This window comes from Stenotrophomonas sp. FSL W7-1447, assembly GCF_037966425.1.
In the GTDB taxonomy this organism is placed as follows: domain Bacteria; phylum Pseudomonadota; class Gammaproteobacteria; order Xanthomonadales; family Xanthomonadaceae; genus Stenotrophomonas; species Stenotrophomonas pavanii.
Window position 1 is genome coordinate 1,467,099 of sequence record NZ_CP150199.1, and the last position, 15,746, is coordinate 1,482,844.

General features: G+C 62.8%; 12 protein-coding genes and 2 pseudogenes. 4 read left to right on the forward strand and 10 right to left on the reverse strand.

Translation table 11 applies throughout. The annotated features are described in order from the left end of the window. Positions 1–698: 698 nt before the first annotated feature. Together NSQ78_RS06800 and NSQ78_RS06805 are read right to left on the reverse strand one after the other, a co-directional pair. Positions 699–1,259 (reverse strand): DUF6036 family nucleotidyltransferase, encoded by a 561-nt coding sequence (locus NSQ78_RS06800; protein WP_339208203.1) that lies wholly within the window; start codon positions 1,257–1,259, stop codon positions 699–701. A 653-nt stretch (positions 1,260–1,912) separates the two neighbouring features. Beyond that, positions 1,913–2,710 (reverse strand): hypothetical protein, encoded by a 798-nt coding sequence (locus NSQ78_RS06805; RefSeq protein ID WP_019659214.1) that lies wholly within the window; start codon positions 2,708–2,710, stop codon positions 1,913–1,915. 250 nt (positions 2,711–2,960) lie between these two features. Here NSQ78_RS06805 and NSQ78_RS06810 point away from each other — a divergent pair. Continuing rightward, positions 2,961–3,384, forward strand: a pseudogene (locus NSQ78_RS06810) (transposase); the annotation flags it as partial. Here the strand turns inward: NSQ78_RS06810 and NSQ78_RS06815 are convergent. The 4 genes and pseudogenes from NSQ78_RS06815 to NSQ78_RS06830 form a co-directional block, all read right to left on the reverse strand. After that, positions 3,368–4,483, reverse strand: a complete 1,116-nt coding sequence (locus tag NSQ78_RS06815; RefSeq protein WP_026346936.1) for a lipoprotein — start codon at positions 4,481–4,483, stop codon at positions 3,368–3,370. The pseudogene NSQ78_RS06810 and the gene NSQ78_RS06815 overlap by 17 nt on opposite strands. Beyond that, positions 4,483–5,106, reverse strand: coding sequence for a hypothetical protein (locus tag NSQ78_RS06820; RefSeq protein ID WP_019659212.1), 624 nt, complete (start codon positions 5,104–5,106; stop codon positions 4,483–4,485). The genes NSQ78_RS06815 and NSQ78_RS06820 overlap by 1 nt, the downstream gene beginning before the upstream one ends. Before the next feature lie 207 nt (positions 5,107–5,313). After that, positions 5,314–5,613, reverse strand: coding sequence for a hypothetical protein (locus tag NSQ78_RS06825; RefSeq protein WP_080112495.1), 300 nt, complete (start codon positions 5,611–5,613; stop codon positions 5,314–5,316). Positions 5,614–6,044: 431 nt separating this feature from the next. Further along, a pseudogene (locus NSQ78_RS06830) lies at positions 6,045–6,249 on the reverse strand (ribonuclease inhibitor); the annotation flags it as partial. A 470-nt stretch (positions 6,250–6,719) separates the two neighbouring features. Here NSQ78_RS06830 and NSQ78_RS06835 point away from each other — a divergent pair. The 3 genes from NSQ78_RS06835 (at position 6,720) to NSQ78_RS06845 (ending at position 10,993) form a co-directional block, all read left to right on the forward strand. Next, a complete protein-coding gene (locus NSQ78_RS06835) occupies positions 6,720–8,942 on the forward strand; it encodes a methyl-accepting chemotaxis protein (protein WP_064237936.1) in 2,223 nt (740 codons plus the stop codon). 165 nt (positions 8,943–9,107) lie between these two features. Continuing rightward, a complete protein-coding gene (locus tag NSQ78_RS06840; RefSeq protein WP_049464899.1) occupies positions 9,108–9,476 on the forward strand; it encodes a glycine zipper 2TM domain-containing protein in 369 nt (122 codons plus the stop codon). A gap of 224 nt (positions 9,477–9,700) precedes the next feature. After that, a complete protein-coding gene (locus tag NSQ78_RS06845) occupies positions 9,701–10,993 on the forward strand; it encodes a hypothetical protein (protein ID WP_193405550.1) in 1,293 nt (430 codons plus the stop codon). A gap of 44 nt (positions 10,994–11,037) precedes the next feature. Here NSQ78_RS06845 and NSQ78_RS06850 read toward each other — a convergent pair whose 3' ends face one another. From NSQ78_RS06850 to NSQ78_RS06865, 4 genes are read right to left on the reverse strand one after another with little or no spacing between them, the layout of a single operon-like run. Beyond that, positions 11,038–12,165, reverse strand: a complete 1,128-nt coding sequence (locus NSQ78_RS06850; protein WP_064237938.1) for an ABC transporter permease — start codon at positions 12,163–12,165, stop codon at positions 11,038–11,040. Then, on the reverse strand, positions 12,162–13,349 hold the full coding sequence (locus NSQ78_RS06855; RefSeq protein ID WP_064237939.1) for an ABC transporter permease: 1,188 nt from the start codon (positions 13,347–13,349) through the stop codon (positions 12,162–12,164). Before NSQ78_RS06855 ends, NSQ78_RS06850 begins: the two co-directional genes overlap by 4 nt. Further along, the gene (locus NSQ78_RS06860; RefSeq protein ID WP_064237940.1) at positions 13,334–14,347 is read right to left on the reverse strand and encodes an efflux RND transporter periplasmic adaptor subunit; all 1,014 of its coding nucleotides are present in this window, start codon (positions 14,345–14,347) and stop codon (positions 13,334–13,336) included. The genes NSQ78_RS06855 and NSQ78_RS06860 overlap by 16 nt, the downstream gene beginning before the upstream one ends. Further along, positions 14,340–15,740, reverse strand: coding sequence for a TolC family protein (locus NSQ78_RS06865; RefSeq protein WP_053462495.1), 1,401 nt, complete (start codon positions 15,738–15,740; stop codon positions 14,340–14,342). The genes NSQ78_RS06860 and NSQ78_RS06865 overlap by 8 nt, the downstream gene beginning before the upstream one ends. Between the last annotated feature and the right edge of the window lie 6 nt (positions 15,741–15,746).

Sequence of the window (15,746 nt, forward strand, 5' to 3'; positions counted from 1 at the left end):
GAAGAGAACTTGCTGGTTCGGGACCGCCCCTTGAAAGCCCGGCCGCCGTCGCACAGTCGGTCCCTCAGCACGGGCTGACTTGGCCGGCGCTAGGTGACGGTAGGCCCAACATGGCTCGCTAAAGAACTCCGCATCCGACGAGCTTTGACGGCAAGATCAGCCGCTACAGTTGCGAAGCCGATCTGACCGTCCCCTTTAACAATCCCAGACAGGACGTCTACAAGCTGCGGCTTGAATACACCTCCCAGGCAGTCAATGGACAGCACTTGGTCGAGGTCCAGGTACTTCCTGGAGATCTCATCGGCATTGGAGCGGCAATCAGCTCCAATGTTCGGACCCGAACACAAGCCATGGCTCCCGCAGCTGCGGCTCCAGTCGAAGAGTCACAGGCAATGGACGTTGATCCTGCTTATGATTCAGCGATCTCGACGAAGGTGGACGATTACCAACAGTCCAACTCGGACGAGCCGCTGGCCTATGCGGCGTCGACTGGGCCCAGCTTTGACTGTGGGAATCGCACGGCAACCCCCAGCAGCTAACGAGCGTGTATGGCCGTTGTCGGAACCTGATCGCAGCGCGTCCTACGGGGTGATCGGCATCAAGGGCGACACCGACTATCCGGTTTACGAGGAAACGCTGAGCGGCTAAGCAGTCGGCTGACCCTGCCACTGAGTCAACGATCTCTTCTAAGGGGGCTTCTAGCGATCGTTTACGGCGGAAAACGCACTCCACCAAGCCATCGCACGGTGCTTATTAGCGGAGTCTGGAAGGGTCTCTAGGAGCCTTTCGACCTCCGACAGTCTGGGATGCCCAATGGCAGCCATGCCTTTGACAAAATCGATGTCCTTGTCGCGGCCAGCACAGAGCTTGGAGATCAGCAGGTCCTCATACGAAAGCGCCATAAAGGTATCCCGTGCGACATCGCCTGATTGGTATGGGATGAGCCTATCGCGCCAACCAGGAGCTAGGATCGCTGTGGCGACTTCCACGCCATCTGCATGGTAGCCATAAGTCCGGTCAAAAATTGAGGCATCGCCGAAGTTCTTGTCGATGATGTCCGCAACGGCTTCTGACTCTCGTTGCGGTTCATTCAACAGGGCGATGTCGATTTCCCTGGAGAAGAACAAAACATCGGACGAAAAATATCTAGGATCGAGATGAGCCAAAATGGCTTGGCTGCCGATCAGTAGGAATCGGTGCTCATGCCCGGTTGCCTCATCGACTGCGCGCAGGACGTGGTCAAGCTGCTCTGGCTTCATTGTGCCTCAGCGCTCGAACTTCCCACTTGACCAAGTCAAACAATCGATTCCGCTCTTGCTCGGAAATCAAGGACAGGAAGGGGGCAGGGGAGCACGAGCGCAACACCTGGCCCTCATTGTCGTCTACAGAGGTGAGCACCTCCACGACTGCTGCTATACCTTGCTCAATGAGTTCTCGCCAGCGATGCAGGTATTGGGGCGAGCAGGCATGTTCGCCTGTTTCAAGAGCAATCTCCAAATACGTCCTGGCCGTGGCCAAAACTTCCGGGTGGTGAGGCAAGCGGCGGCCCACCTCGCGCCAAAGCACGCGAGATTGGTACCAAGACACTGGCGGGAGCCAGGTGCCCGTGGAACAATCGGCAGGGGTCAGTAGGGGGCGCATATTCATACGATAAGCCAACTGTCTTGGAGGTCAAGCTAGGTCGGAGGGTGTCTCATTTAGTGCTGAGACTGAAGGCCCTAAAACGTTGCAGCCAAAAGGTATCAGGAACACAACGGTCTGTAGGTCCTGCTTCGAAGGCGCGCCCACACTGTGTTTGAGGACGAGACGTGGATGTCCCTCTCAGTGACGCTGGATGGGCGACTAAGTCGGTTGAGCAGACGCGAAGCCGGACAGTGCTTGTCAGCTGTGAAGGCTGCGATAGAAACGCATCTTAGGTCCGTCGACGATCTCGCTCTCGGATATTCTTCACATACTTGGCATCCTTGGCGGACTCCGCGGGAAGGTTCAACAGCACGTTCGCCAAGGTTGCGATCGATTCATCGGACAAGCGGAACGACGCAGGAAGCCCACCCAAGCCTGCGTGTTGATTCTCCGCGATCCCTTCTTCAATGGCTCGAACAAAGTCAGCCACGGACGGGCGTGAGGTCTGGGACATGGCCGCCGAGCGGGGGTCATGGGAGTGCACATTGGCATTCTCTGCGTCAGTCCCAATGGCCCGAATCATTTCCGAGAGGCTTGGCCAATACTTCAGGTCGAACTGACAGAGGTTTTCCAGCCTTTCCTTCAGGAAAGACTTGTAATGCCCATTACATTCGCTGGCCCGGTCGATGACTTCGACAGGGTGATACAAGGTGTCACTGCTGAACGGTCCGCGGTTGTTTATCTGTTCCCTTTCTTCCAGTAGTTCCGCCATGTGATCCGCCAGGCCAGCAATGGCCTCATTGACTTTGTCCAAGCGCTTGCGGGCTGAACGATCGGCGATGTTCTTCTCGGGCGTCCAATGCGCTCCAGTGGCGAGCACGCAGAACTCAAGAAATACCTTCCACTCAATGCCGTCAAAACCCAGGGACCGCTCAAGTTCCTGGTAGACCGAGCGAAGTTCCAGTCCTCGGCTGAGCATATTCCGAGCCACCTCACTTTCCGAAGGAACGATGTCTTCGGCCTCGTTTCGGCGGATCTGCTCCTGTAGAAAATCTTCACATTTGAGTTGGGCGTTGTTCAAAGACACTGCGGTGCTTCCTGGCTTCAAGTGGCTCCAACGATAGGGGGCATGTCGAAACCCGTCGACATCTGAAACGCGATTTCCGATCTGGCTTTGGGATCCTGACTCTGACTGCTGCCCGCGCGGGAGGGATGAACAGGTAGTCCAGCAGCCCCGCGAGCCACCAATGTAGGGTTCGCCTTGCCCCGCCGCTGGGGGTTCCGCCCGTTCTCATGGACAGTTAAAAGAAGGCCGACTCCGGCCATGAGGAGTGTTCATGTCAATACGTAGGAAGTTCAGTGCCGAGCTCAAGCGCGGTGCGGTGGAGGAGATGAGCCAACCGGGCATCAGCTACGCCTAGGTGGCCCGGGAGTTGGAACCCGCGACAGTCTGCTGACCCGCTGGAAGCGCGAGGCGTAGAACTCGGAATCGGCCGCCTTCGATGGCAGCGGAACGCCACGTGACGAAGAGTTGACTCGAATCAAGCGCGAGTTGGCGTGGGTAAAGCAGGAACGGGGTCTTTTGCGAGAAGCGGCGGCGTTCTTTGCAAAGGGATCATCCTGAGGTATCAGGTGATCGAACGTTGCCTCAACGAGTTCCCAGTCTGACTGATGGGCCGCTGCCTTAAGGTAACGACCAGCGGCTACTACGAGTGGAGTATGCGTACCTCGAGTGCCCGGAAGGTCATAAGTGAACGGATCTAATGAGTTGGCGCCGCTCGCTGTGGTTGTTCGCAGGAAGTCCGATGCTGTTCTCGTTTGCGACGGCTTCAAGTAGCCTGTCTACTTCACAAGAAAGGGTCAACAAGGAGCTCCACTTGGCTGGACTGTCAAAGATGACTCGCGTCCCATCCGGTACGAGTAAAAGCTTTGCGTAATCGGGACGATGATACAGGTCGTCAAGATGGCGCTGAGTCTCCGCTAAGACGGCGAGCTCATACGAATGTCCGGTCCGCAGAGCTGCCATGTCGGCGTGGAACATGATGGCAGCAAGGTCGAAGCTCGTGAGCATGATGTCCTGATCCGCGTCTGCCTTGATATTCTTGATGAGTCGAATGGCTTTCTTCAAAGAACCCATGGCAACAAGGTCTCGATCTGAAACTTCCTTGATGTGCTTAAATGGGTAGTTAGTCATCGTGGCATTGTTCTTCTTGTCCAAGATGATGACCCCCCGATCATGGAATGCTCCACTACGTTGGTAATCGGCAGAGTCATACCAATGGGAAGGCACAACATCAATTGAGCGGGGAAGAGAGCCGCCTGAGATCTTGATCGCTTTGCTCCCGCGCTTATCTACTGTCGCGGCTGGAAAGGCGCTTTCGAGCTCGGATTCTTCTTGTGCGCGCAGGTCTTTAAGTTGCTGCAATGAAGTTAGGGTTGTGGGGTAGTAGGCGCCTGATGTTCCTCGCGGACCGCTGGGGTCGTAGCTCAAAAATTGCGATGAGATAAGAGTAAGAAGATCTACATCGCTGACGCCACGAATGTGCACATTGAGTGGTACGGAGCCTTGTAGGTGAAACTCAAGCGTGAACCGTTCGATGCGGTTTCCTAGCTGCTTCGCTACACGCAGGGCGGTCTCTATGCTGATGCGCGTGTAGTCTGCGTCGACTTCCTGCATCGCACCCAAAACATAGCGAGTGTTGGGCTTGCTGGTTGCTTTTGTCTCCCAGGCCTCCTGCTTCCAAATCTTCTCTATGTACTTGGCCAGCGCAGCGCTATCCTGCGCCATGAGGTTAACTCGATCTTCGCCACTGCGTCGCGCTTTCAGTGCGGCAATACGCTGATCAACGGTTCTTGCCATTACTGCCTCCGAAGTTTGAGGGTGCCCGACGAGTGGCGGCCGTCACCGTTGAAATAGTCGCCCTTGCCAGTTTTAAGATCTTTAGCAAAGACCAGTTTTGCAAACCCCCGATGCGCATTGAGCTCTGTTCGGCCGGGCTTGGGGTCGTTGCGATAGCTGTAAAGCAGAACAAATCCTTCGATGGGGTCGGAAACGAGTCCGGCAACGTCACTGTTGGACTTGGACAACCCAGCGTCGAGGTGGATGCGCACCTTGTCCCAATCTTGGGTGATCGTCATGGTTCCCTGCCAATCAACGGCCAGTGAGTCAGGACGTGGAAATGGATGGCCCTCACAGATCCAAGTTCCCGAGAGATCCGCAACCTTCAGCCACCCTGCGACGAGCGGCACACGCCACATCCAGCGGCGGAAGATCAGGTATAGAACGGTATAAACCGTGCCCGCACCAGCTAGAGAGAGGATAACGGGCGGCAGGTTTGCGCCAAGCCCAAGCCCCTTTGCGAGGTCTACGGCTTCGAGGAGCGCCCAGACCAAGATCCCTGAAACCACTGACGCGGTCCTGGCGAGATATTTTCCGATCTGCGCCCGATTGACACCGCCAAGCACCACATACTCGTGATCCATTTTGAGTCCCCTGTGTTCCATATGCGCACGATATCGGGAAATCGTCGCAAAAGGCGCGACTGGGTGCGTTTTAATTGAGGCCGATAAGAGGGGTGAGGGCGTGACCTGCGAATGAGCGGAGGTCACTTCCTTCCAGCTGTCACTGCACCTTAGCCGCTTTCCTCTGCAGTAGTAGGCGGAGGGCGAAGCTCCCCGCCTGGGATCGCCTCATCCAGGGTAATGCGGCGACAACCGATTCCAGTTGTCCACCACCCATGTGGTAACGGTTTGGCGTCCGGGTGCAGTGGACTTGAAGTGCTCTTTCAGCATCCACTCAACAATGAGACGGGTCTTGACAGGGAGGTCGACGCCATCTTTGCCGGTCAGGCTGTTGAGATAGAGCAGCATCTCATAGCCCTCATTGCGGCTGAGGTGATGGGCGTCGTCCGCTATCAGCTTAGGATTGTCGCCCTCAGAGACTCTCCAGCTGTATTCATAACGAAGTTCGGAACGCTTGATTGCAGGCATAGCATCGAGCTCCAAAAGATCCGGTTTGGATCAGGGGGGACTTGAGGCCGCCTGCAGCGGCAATCAAGGGGATGCGTCTGATGGTGTTGTCCTGGACGGCAAGCCGTCCAAGCCATCAGTGGAGAGGGAGCCTGGCCTGGATTCATTTGCCTGTTGCGGAATTGTTGCGACAGCCCTTCCTGCAACTCAACAACATTCGATTCCGTTGCTGCACAAAGGAATTTTCCCATAAGATCTCTCTGCACCCGTTCTGCTTCATCAGCGGGGTATGTTCGGCGGACTTGTCTTTGGACATGGGACTCGTGGATCAGGGCATCCGGCCGCGCCGGGCGGCAGCAGCAGCGGAGCGGGTACAGGGCCGTCCATGGTAACTGCTGGGGCCGGCGGGCGCCGCTGCGGTTGGCGGCCATTGGCCGTGAGGAGGCACGCAGTCAGGCCGGAACCAGGGTGATCTGCCGATGGCTGGCGATGATCTGCACGACGATCTCGAAACAGGTGGGGCCTTCGCCCCTGTTGCAGGGCCTGCAGCTGGTGGGCAATGGCCTGGGTATTGAAGCTGCCCGGTGTGTCCAGCTTTGCCTGCAGCCATTGGCGGGTGGTCTCCATGCCCAGCGCCGTGCGGCTGTGGGCGATATCGGCGGCCGGACGTCACACCGCCATCGCGATACACGTCCGTGGATGCCCGGCTTCGCCGTAAATCATCTGCATCAGCCCTATGGATATCAGAGGAACACTCCCGAGTAACACCGATTCGGAATTGCAGTGCAAGGGGCTACCGTCCGTAGTGGCGAAAAATCCATTTTTCATACATGAGGCGGAAGATGGGGCGGCGCGTGCCTCTGGTGGCTTTTTCGTTGCGGAAGTTTCTGCTGGATACCCGGTTGCCGTGCGCCGTCTCCGACCCGCAAAAATAAATCTCAGGGTGGCGTGAACCTCTGCTGGAAAAGGGGTGTCATAAAGGGCTGGGCTGTAGGGTCTATTTGTGCGCTACCTTCACAACGGTCTGCACAGTTTCATATTATTGGATCGAAATAAAAATATCGACCCATAAAGTTTCCCCTGGCTGCGCCGCCATCGATCGTACGGCCATGATCAAGGGAATTGAGATGCTCGCCTTACGCAACCTCCGAGTAGGATCCCGGCTGGGTGCCGGGTTTGGATTGCTGCTGCTGTTCATCGTGGCCATCGTTGGCCTGGCGCTGTACGGAAATCATCTGAAGTCCGCCCAGTTCGAGAAAGTGGTGGACGTCAACATGGTGAAGATGCGGCTGTTGAACGACATGCTGGATACCAACAACGCGGTGTTGATGCACCGCCGGCTGATGGTGATCAAGCGCGGCGAGGATTTCGACAGGGATTATCAAAAGGCGCAGGAGCTGTCGCAGACCTACGACGGTATCTGGGCCCGGTACATCAAGATCCCGCGCGATGCCACCGGCGATACCCTGGTGGCGAAAATCGACGCGGCACGCAAGGCCACCGATGCTTCGACCCAGCATCTGCATGAGCGCATGAAGGCCGGTGATTTCGACGGTGCGGCCAAGGAACTGCTGGCCGAGCAAGGGCTGGCAACAGCGTGGAACGAGGCCATCTCGTCCCTGCTGCGGCATCAGGAGGCACTCACCGAGCGCAGCCGCGAGGAATACCGTTCAACCGAATCCTGGACCGGCACGTTGTCGATCGTGTTCGGTGTGCTGAGCCTGATACTGGGTTCGCTGGCCGCATGGGCCATCACCCGCAGCCTGACCCGCCCGTTGGAAGGTGCGGTGAAGCTGGCCGACGGCATCGCCAACGGGCGGCTCGACAACAGCATCGACGCGTCCGGCAACGATGAGGTGACGCAGCTGCTCAGGTCCATGCAGCGCATGCAGGCGCAGTTGCAGTCGGTGATGGCGGCGCAGGGCGAGCTGGCCCGCCAGCACGATGCAGGAAGCCTCAGCTATCGCATGGACGAGAGTGCCTTCCCCGGCGACTACGGGCGCATGGTGCATGAGACCAATGCGCTGGTTGGTTCGCACGTGCAGGTGCAGAACCGGCTGATCGAGGTGATGAAGCACTACGCCCGTGGCGACCTGTCGGTGGACATGGATGTGCTGCCGGGCGAGAAGGCGGCGATCACCCAGGCCATGGACGAGACAAAGACCAGCCTGTCGGCGATCAACGGTGAGATCCGCCGGCTGGCGACGGCAGCGGCGGCGGGTGACTTCAGCCTGCGCGGCGATGAAGATCGCTTCGCCCATGACTTCCGCGACATGGTGGCCGGGCTCAATCGCCTGATGAAGACCACCGACGAGAACCTGGTGCAGGTGTCGACCCTGCTGCAGGCGATCTCGCGCGGTGACCTGACCGTGCGCATGCAAGGCGACTTCCACGGTGTGTTCGCCCGCATGCGCGATGACTGCAACGCCACCGTCGATCAGCTCACGCAGATTGTAGGCCGCATCCAGGCCAGCGCATCCAGCATCAACCTGGCAGCAGGCGAGATTGCCTCGGGCAACACCGATCTGTCGCGGCGCACCGAGCAGCAGGCGGCGAACCTGGAAGAGACAGCCGCGTCGATGGAGGAACTGACCTCCACCGTGAAGCAGAACGCCGAGCACGCACGCCAGGCCAACCAGCTCGCGATCGGCGCGCACGGTGTCGCCTCGCAGGGCGGCGAAGTGGTCGGGCAGGTGGTCACCACGATGTCGGCCATCGAAGCCTCGTCGAAGAAGATCGCTGAGATCATCTCGGTCATCGATGGCATTGCATTCCAGACCAACATCCTGGCCTTGAATGCGGCGGTGGAGGCTGCGCGTGCTGGCGAGCAGGGCAGGGGCTTTGCGGTGGTGGCCAGTGAGGTGCGCACGCTGGCACAGCGCTCGGCCGGCGCGGCCAAGGAAATCAAGGGCCTGATCGAGGAGTCGGTCGGCAAGGTCGCCGATGGATCGGCGCTGGTCCGCCAGGCCGGCATCACCATGGGCGAGATCGTGGCCTCGGTGCAGCGCGTGACCGACATCATGGCCGAGATCTCTGCCGCATCGCAGGAGCAGAGCTCGGGCATCGAACAGGTCAACCAGGCGGTGGTGCAGATGGACGAGACCACGCAGCAGAACGCGGCGCTGGTGGAAGAAGCCAGCGCGGCGGCACGTTCCATGGAGGAGCAGGCCAACCTGCTGGCCGAGGCGGTTTCGGTGTTCCGCACCGGTGCGGCGACGGCGGCCGCTGCGGCGCGCCCGGTTCTGGCCGCGGTCACCGCGAAGGTGACGCCGGTACGTAGGCCGGCGGTGCTGGCGCCACGCATCGAGCCGACGCTGGCGGCCAACGCAGGGGGTTGGGAAGAGTTCTAGCAGGGGAGCATGCCATCAGGGAGACGGCGCCCATCACGATGGCTGATCGTGATGGGCGCGGATTTTTTCCTGAACGCGCGATGGCCGGTGAGCTGCCCGGCACGCGCATTTCACCTCCGGTTGCCAGGCCCGGGAGGACACTTGCGCCATACCGGAACTCAGGAGATGGCGATGAAGACCTCGACCCGATTGCTTGTGCTGGGCACCCTGCTGGCGGCATCGTCGGTGGCCGGCGCACAGACCTATGGGCCGCGCGACGAAGGACGCCGCTTCAACGACGGCAGCCGCGTGGTCTGCAAGAACGTGGAAGTGCAGCGCAACTCACGCGATCCCAACCGTATCGCCGGTACGGCCACCGGCGCGGTGATCGGCGGCCTGCTGGGCAACCAGGTGGGCGGCGGCAATGGCAAGAAGCTCGCCACCGTGGCAGGCGCCGTGGCCGGTGGTGCGGCGGGCCGGCAGATCCAGGGCAACCAGCAGCAGAAGAACGGCGATCGCGTGGTCGAACGCCGCTGCGAACGCGTCTATCGCTGATCGGTTGCTGTCACACCATTTAGCCCTTCCACATCGCAGTATTCGAACGCCGGCCCTGCGCCGGCGTTCGTCGTTTCGGACCGGTATCGCTGGCTCCAGTGTCGTGCCTATACTGCGCCGACTCAACGGATGAACGCCCAGTGAACGAATCGGCTCCAGCTCCCCAACCGGCACCGATAGCCGGGCATGACCCGATACCGGAAGCGACTGCCCATCCCCATCGCGTGCGTGATCGCACTGATGAACTGGAGCTCTTCATTTCGGGCCTGCTGGCGTTCGCGCTGCTGGCCGTGCCCGGTTATCTGTTCGACGCCTGGGCGCGCAGCAGCCTGCACACCGAAGGCATGTACTTCCAGATGCTCTGGTTCGGTTTCAGCATCAGTGTTGGCATGTGCTATGTGCTGGCAGTGGCGTTGATCATCCACCTGACGGTGCGCGGCTACTGGATCGGGCTGATCGGCCTCAGGTCGCACTTCCCCGATGGCATTGACTGGGCGCGCCTGCCAAGAATGGGGGCGGTCACGCGCGCCTTCCTGCAGGCCCGGGACGGAGGCCTCGATGGCAGCATCGAACGTGCCGATCGGCTGGCGACGATGCTGTTCTCGACCACTCTGCTTGCGGTGCAGACATTGGCGGGCACGCTGGTGGTGGCCGTTCTGACGCTCGGTGTGTCGATGGTGATCGGCGCGCTGTCCGGTGGCGCCGATCATGTCGCCATGCTTGCCCTGTGCAGCGTGCTGGCCGCAATGCTGGCACTGGCCGTGGCCCCCGGTATCCTGGAAAAGATCGTGGCGCGGCGGCGCGCGCGCGGGCAGCCCCATGAACGACCGCAGCGACTGCTGGAGGGCATGCTGGCGGCACTGCAACGGGTTCCGCTGTTGCGCTTGATGCAGGCAATGCAGCTGACCATGCAGAGCAACCTGCGCTCGCGTTCGTTCATGGCCGCCTACCTGTTCGCGGTGCTGGTAGCGATGCTTCTGGCGGCCGTGCAGGTGATGGCGTCGTTGAAGTTCTCGCTGTTCAACCGCTATCAGATCGTCACGGAAGCGGCGGTTGAGCACGGCATGCTGAGTGCGCATTACGAATCGATGCGTTCGGCGCATGACCAGCTGCTGCCGTATCCGATGATCCCGTCGGACACGATCAGCGGCGCGCAGCTTCGCGTGTTCATTCCGCATCGCCCGCAACGCGACAATCCGCTGGCGCGCCAGCATTGCACCGCACTTCCGGACGCGCGCAATGAGGCGGCGGGGCAACAGGCCGCCAATGCCGCAGTGGAGTGCCTTTCCCGGCTCTGGCAGGTCAAGCTGGACGGCACCCCGGTCGACCTGCAGGGCTTCGTGCCCATGGAGCGGCGAGACCTCGATATGCGGGGCCTGGTGGGGTACCTGCCTACCCGGGGGCTCGCGCCCGGGCGCCATGACCTGGAACTGGTGTGGAATGCCACAGGCGGCGAGCGCGGGGGCGGACGGCGTCGCACGTTCCGCATCCCGTTCTGGTACGCCCCGGACCCCTGAACGTTGGCTCGAAGCGGCCATGCCGCGCCGCTTGAACAGGCCGCTTACGACTTAATCCCCTCCGTCCCTTTTTTTGCGAGGAGGCGCCAGGTGGCGAGGCTGCCGTAGAGCAGCAGCAGGACGGTGAGGGTGATCAGTTCGTGGCTGACGTCGGCCAGGCGGGCGTCCATCTGGTTCAGGCGCACCATCAGGTTGATGCCCGAGGTGGTCGGCAGCAGCTGTGCCAGCCAGACCAGCGGTTGCGGCGTCATCACCGCCGGCCATGACAGGTTGGCCAGGAAGAACAGCGGGATCGAGGTGGCGATGATGTACTGGAAGGCGCGCTCGCGGGTGCGGAAGAAGCTGCCCACGAACAGGCCGAAGGCCACGGTGGCAGCGATGAACAGCGTGCCCCCCAGCAGCTGGCCCGGCGGGTTGCCACCGCGTGGATAGTCCTGCACCCAGGCAGTGAAACCGGCATACCAGAACAGGCCGAACAGGCCGATCAGGCCGAAGCCCAGTGCCATGCCGGCCAGCGTCGGCAGGTCGAAGCGCAGGCGCCGGCCGAGTGCAAGGCGGCGGCCGCCGAGCAGGACGCCGATGCCCATCAGCAGCGTCTGGTGCACGATCAGTTCGGCCACGCCGGGTACGATGGCGCTGCCATAGCCTTCCTGCGTGTTGTACAGCGGGCGCTGCACAAGCGTGACCGGCGGTGCCTGCGGTGCACCCATGAAGGCGGCCTGGCCGACCACGGCATCACGCCCGAACGCACCCAGCGCATCAGCCACGCTGCCCAGCACCCAGCTGGCGCGGCCCAGGTAGGCACCGTTGCCAAGCAATACCAGCTTGGCCGGATGGCCGCGCAGGATGTCGCGTTCCAGATTGGCCGGGATCACGACGATCCCCTCGGCATGGCCGGCTTCGAGCTGCCGGCGTGCGCTGTCGACGTCCGCCGGTTGCCCGACCACGCGCGCGACGCGCAGTGCGTCCAGCTTGCGCAGCAGCTCGCGGCTGGTCGCGCTGTGGTCTTCGTCCACCACCAGCACCGGCAGGTTGCCGGCCACCTGATGCCGGTAGGCGGCTGGATAGAAGAACGAGTACAGGATCACCGCACCGACCATCACCACGATCGCGTAGCGGTCGCAGAGCACCGCCATCAAGGTCTGCCGCAGGCTGCGCCAGAGTGCGCTCATGCGTCGGCCCCTGCGGGTCGTGCGGCGGCAGGTGTGCGCGCAAAGGCGATCAGGCGCAGGCCGCCAATGCCACCTGCGACCCCCGCCATCAGCAGCAATGTGGCCAACGGCCCCAGCGAAACCTGCAGCGGCGAACCGATGAACTGCTGCTGGGTCTGCAGCTTGATGTAGGCGCTGAGGGGCAGCAGCTGATGCCAGACGCGGGTGAACAAGGGACCGTCGAGCACCGGGAAGGTGGCGCTGGAGAATGCCAGCGCGGTGCCGATGCTGAGGCCGACCGCCGACAGCGCGGTACCCATGTCGCGGGTCACGCCGACGAAGAACAATGCGTAGGCGGCCGTGGCCAGGTAGAACAGCGGCTGTGCGAGCAGCAGCAGGAATACGCTGCCCGCCACGCCATCGCCACGCAGCCAGGCCAGGTAGCCGATGCCGAGCGCGCCATACACCGAGAACAGCAGGATGTACGGCGCGACCTTGCCGGCAATCGCCGCCCACGGCGCGCGGCCCAGCCAGGCGGGCAGGGTGCCGTCGCGGATCTCGCGTCCAAGGCTGCCGGCCACCGCAAGTGCCAGTACCAGCGACAATACCGCCGGGAAGATCAATGGCAGCAGGAACAGCTCGTAGCTGCGCGCCGGGTTGTACAGAATGTCCGACTGCACCGCGATGGGTGCCGCGCGCAGCTTGCCCGGGCCGACCTGCAGGCCGATGCGCTCGCGCAGCAGGCGTGCGTTCCATGCGGAAACCGCGTCGCCGATGTCGCGCGACGCCGACTGGCCGGTGGTCATGTAGGTGGCGTTGTAATAGGCAAACACCGTGCCCTGGCGCCCACGCAGCGCCTGCCGGGTGACATCGCGCGGCACCAGCACGATCGCGAACACGTCCAGCCTGCGCAGCTGCGAACGTGCTTCTTCCAGATCGATCGGCTGGCTGGCGACGCGCACGCCGGGACTGGCGTCGAGCATGCGCAGCAGCAGGCGGCTGTCACTGCTGTGGTCGAGGTCGACCACGGCGATCGGGATATCGCGCATCACCGAGGGCGTGAACATCCAGGCCATCACCGCCAGCATCAGCAGCGGCAGCAGGGTGACCAGCATCAGGTCGGCGCGGTTGCCGCGCAGCGACCGCAGCTCGCGCCGCCAGGAAGCGGAGAAGCCAGCCTGGCCGGGGCTCAGTGCTGGGGCCATGCGAACAGCACGCTCATGCCAGGGCGGAAGCCCTCGATGCGGCGTACCGGGCGCACCCGCACCTCGAAGCTGCGGACATCGTAGCCGGACGACTGGCGGGTGGTACGCCAGGTCGCATAGTCGCCCGCCGGGTTGATGAAATAGACCTCGAACTCGCCGTCCTCGCCGAGCGCGGGCACGCTGCCTTTCAGCTTGCTGCCGACCTTCAGGCCCTGCATCTGCGATTCGCGCAGGTTCATCGCCACCCACATGCGGTCGATGTCGACCAGGGTGAACACCGGGTAGCCGGCCGGCACCAGTTCGCCCGGGTCGGCCATGCGCTTGTTGATCTCGCCCGCCACCGGCGCGCGTCCTTCCACCTCGACACGCGCGGCGTTGACTTCGGCCACCGCGCCCTCGGCCTGCTGCACCTGGCCCTGCGCGGCGCGCTTGTCCTGCTCACGCGCGCCGGCCAGGGCCATGTCGTACTGCGCGCGTGCGGCACGGGCCAGCTCACGCGAACTGGTGGCCTGGGCCTGCGCTTCATCACGCTTCTGCCGGGTCATCACCCCTTCGTTGAACAGGTTCTGCACGCGCTGGTAGGTCGCTTCGGCCAGCGTCGCGCCTGCTTCGGCGCGCCTCCAGTTCGCTTCGGCGGCGCGGATGTCTTCGCTGCGCGCGCCTTCGTCGGCCTTGTCGGCCACTGCCTGCGCAGCGGCCAATGCGCCATGCGCCTGCTGTTCCTTGGCGGCCACTTCGGGGCTGTCGAGCAGGAACAGCACCTGCCCGGCCTGCACGCGGTCGCCCTCGCGCACCTTCAGTTCGGCCACGCGCGCGGTGATCTTGGCGGCCACGTTGATCGTGTCCGCATCGGCCATGCCCTGGATCTGGTCGCCAGGGCTGCGCCAGGCCAGCCACAGGCCGAGCACCACCACGACCAGCAGCACCACCACCAGGATTGGTCCCAACCGGCGCTTGCCCGGGGGCGTCGTCGCATCGTCGTGCAGCACATCACTCATGGTCGATCACCTCGTCCGCACGCCGCCGGAACTCTTCGAAACGGTCCATCTGTCCACTGACCTCCAGCAACTGTGCCAGCGCAATATCGTATTGGTAGGCGGCCTGTGCGCGCTCGACACGGGCGCCGCCCAGGCCGAGCCGCGCGTCGATCACATCCAGCGAGGTGGCCTGGCCTTCGCGGAACGCCAGCTCCTGCAGGCGCAGGTTTTCCTGCGCCTGGGCGATGCTGCTGTCGAGCAGCACGTACTGCTGGCGTGCGGTTTCCAGCTCGTTCCAGGCCTTGCGCACGCCCAGTGCGACCTGGTTCTCGGCCTCGCGCAGGCCTGCTTCGGCCTGGTCCTGCTGCGCACGCGCGGCGCTGATCTGCGCCGGCCGCGAGTTCGGCGACAGGAAGGTGTACTTCAGGCCGATGCCGAATGCCCAGTCCGGATCGGTCAGCATCTCGTCGCGGCGGCGGAAGTCGTACTGGCCGAAGGCGAAGATCTGTGGCTTCAGCTTGGCCTGCTGCACGCGCACGCCCTGTTCGGCCTGCGCCACCATCGCCCGCAGGCGCGCGATCTGTGGCTGCCGTGCCTGCGCGGTGCGCTCGAAGCTGGCAACCGGTTCCAGCGGCGCACGCTGCACGAACAGCGGCGACACCGGCTGCACCTCGCCGCCACTGCGCAGCAGCGTGGCCAGTGCGGCCTTGAGCGTGGCCAGGTCGTTCACTGTCTTCTGGTACTCACGCTCGGCCTTGTCGCGGGCCACGGTGGCCTGCAGGCGCTGGGCGCGGGTGGCGAAACCCTCGCGTTCCAGCTTCTCTGCGTCGGACAGGTGGCGGTTGAGGCCATCGCGCACATCGCGGCGCACGTCCACCGCCTGCTCCGCCAGGCGCTGCCCGAAGTAGGCCTGGGCCAGCTGCACGGTCAGCGATTGGCGTTGTGCTTCGCGCTCGGCGCTGGCCTGCTCGTGGGCGGCACTGGCCGCACGCTGCGCGGCCGGGATCACGCCGCCGGTGTACAGCGGCAACACTGCGGTGACCACTGGACGGGTGCGCCAGTCGCGCTCGGTGAACGACAGCGGCGAATCGATGCCGAAGGCTTCAGCCACCGGCGCCAGTGAGCCCAGCGGCAGGGTGAGCGTCTTCTGGAACTGCAGGCGGCGCACTTCGCCGGTGATCTCCGGCAGGCGCAGCAGCCGGGTGGCGTCCTGCAGGTCCTGCTTGTTGCGCACGGCGGCATCGGCAGCGGCCAACGCATCGGAGACCTGCTCCAGGCGTTGCCGTGCCTGTTCCCAGTCCAATGCCGGTGCGTCGCTGGTGGTCTGCGCGGGTGCGGCGAATGGCAGGCAGGCTGCCAGCGCCAGCACGGCCTTCGCGCGGTGCGTCCCTGTACGTCGGCCGATCACGCCCATGCCGTC

Excerpts from the sequence above, each read along its gene's own strand:
- NSQ78_RS06820 (WP_019659212.1), bottom strand. The coding sequence starts at position 5,106 with ATGGATCACGAGTATGTGGTGCTTGGCGGTGTCAATCGGGCGCAGATC.
- NSQ78_RS06850 (WP_064237938.1), bottom strand. The coding sequence starts at position 12,165 with ATGAGCGCACTCTGGCGCAGCCTGCGGCAGACCTTGATGGCGGTGCTC.
- NSQ78_RS06865 (WP_053462495.1), bottom strand. The coding sequence starts at position 15,740 with ATGGGCGTGATCGGCCGACGTACAGGGACGCACCGCGCGAAGGCCGTG.
- NSQ78_RS06860 (WP_064237940.1), bottom strand. The coding sequence starts at position 14,347 with ATGAGTGATGTGCTGCACGACGATGCGACGACGCCCCCGGGCAAGCGC.
- NSQ78_RS06825 (WP_080112495.1), bottom strand. The coding sequence starts at position 5,613 with ATGCCTGCAATCAAGCGTTCCGAACTTCGTTATGAATACAGCTGGAGA.
- NSQ78_RS06855 (WP_064237939.1), bottom strand. The coding sequence starts at position 13,349 with ATGGCCCCAGCACTGAGCCCCGGCCAGGCTGGCTTCTCCGCTTCCTGG.
- NSQ78_RS06800 (WP_339208203.1), bottom strand. The coding sequence starts at position 1,259 with ATGAAGCCAGAGCAGCTTGACCACGTCCTGCGCGCAGTCGATGAGGCA.
- NSQ78_RS06835 (WP_064237936.1), top strand. The coding sequence starts at position 6,720 with ATGCTCGCCTTACGCAACCTCCGAGTAGGATCCCGGCTGGGTGCCGGG.
- NSQ78_RS06815 (WP_026346936.1), bottom strand. The coding sequence starts at position 4,483 with ATGGCAAGAACCGTTGATCAGCGTATTGCCGCACTGAAAGCGCGACGC.
- NSQ78_RS06840 (WP_049464899.1), top strand. The coding sequence starts at position 9,108 with ATGGCGATGAAGACCTCGACCCGATTGCTTGTGCTGGGCACCCTGCTG.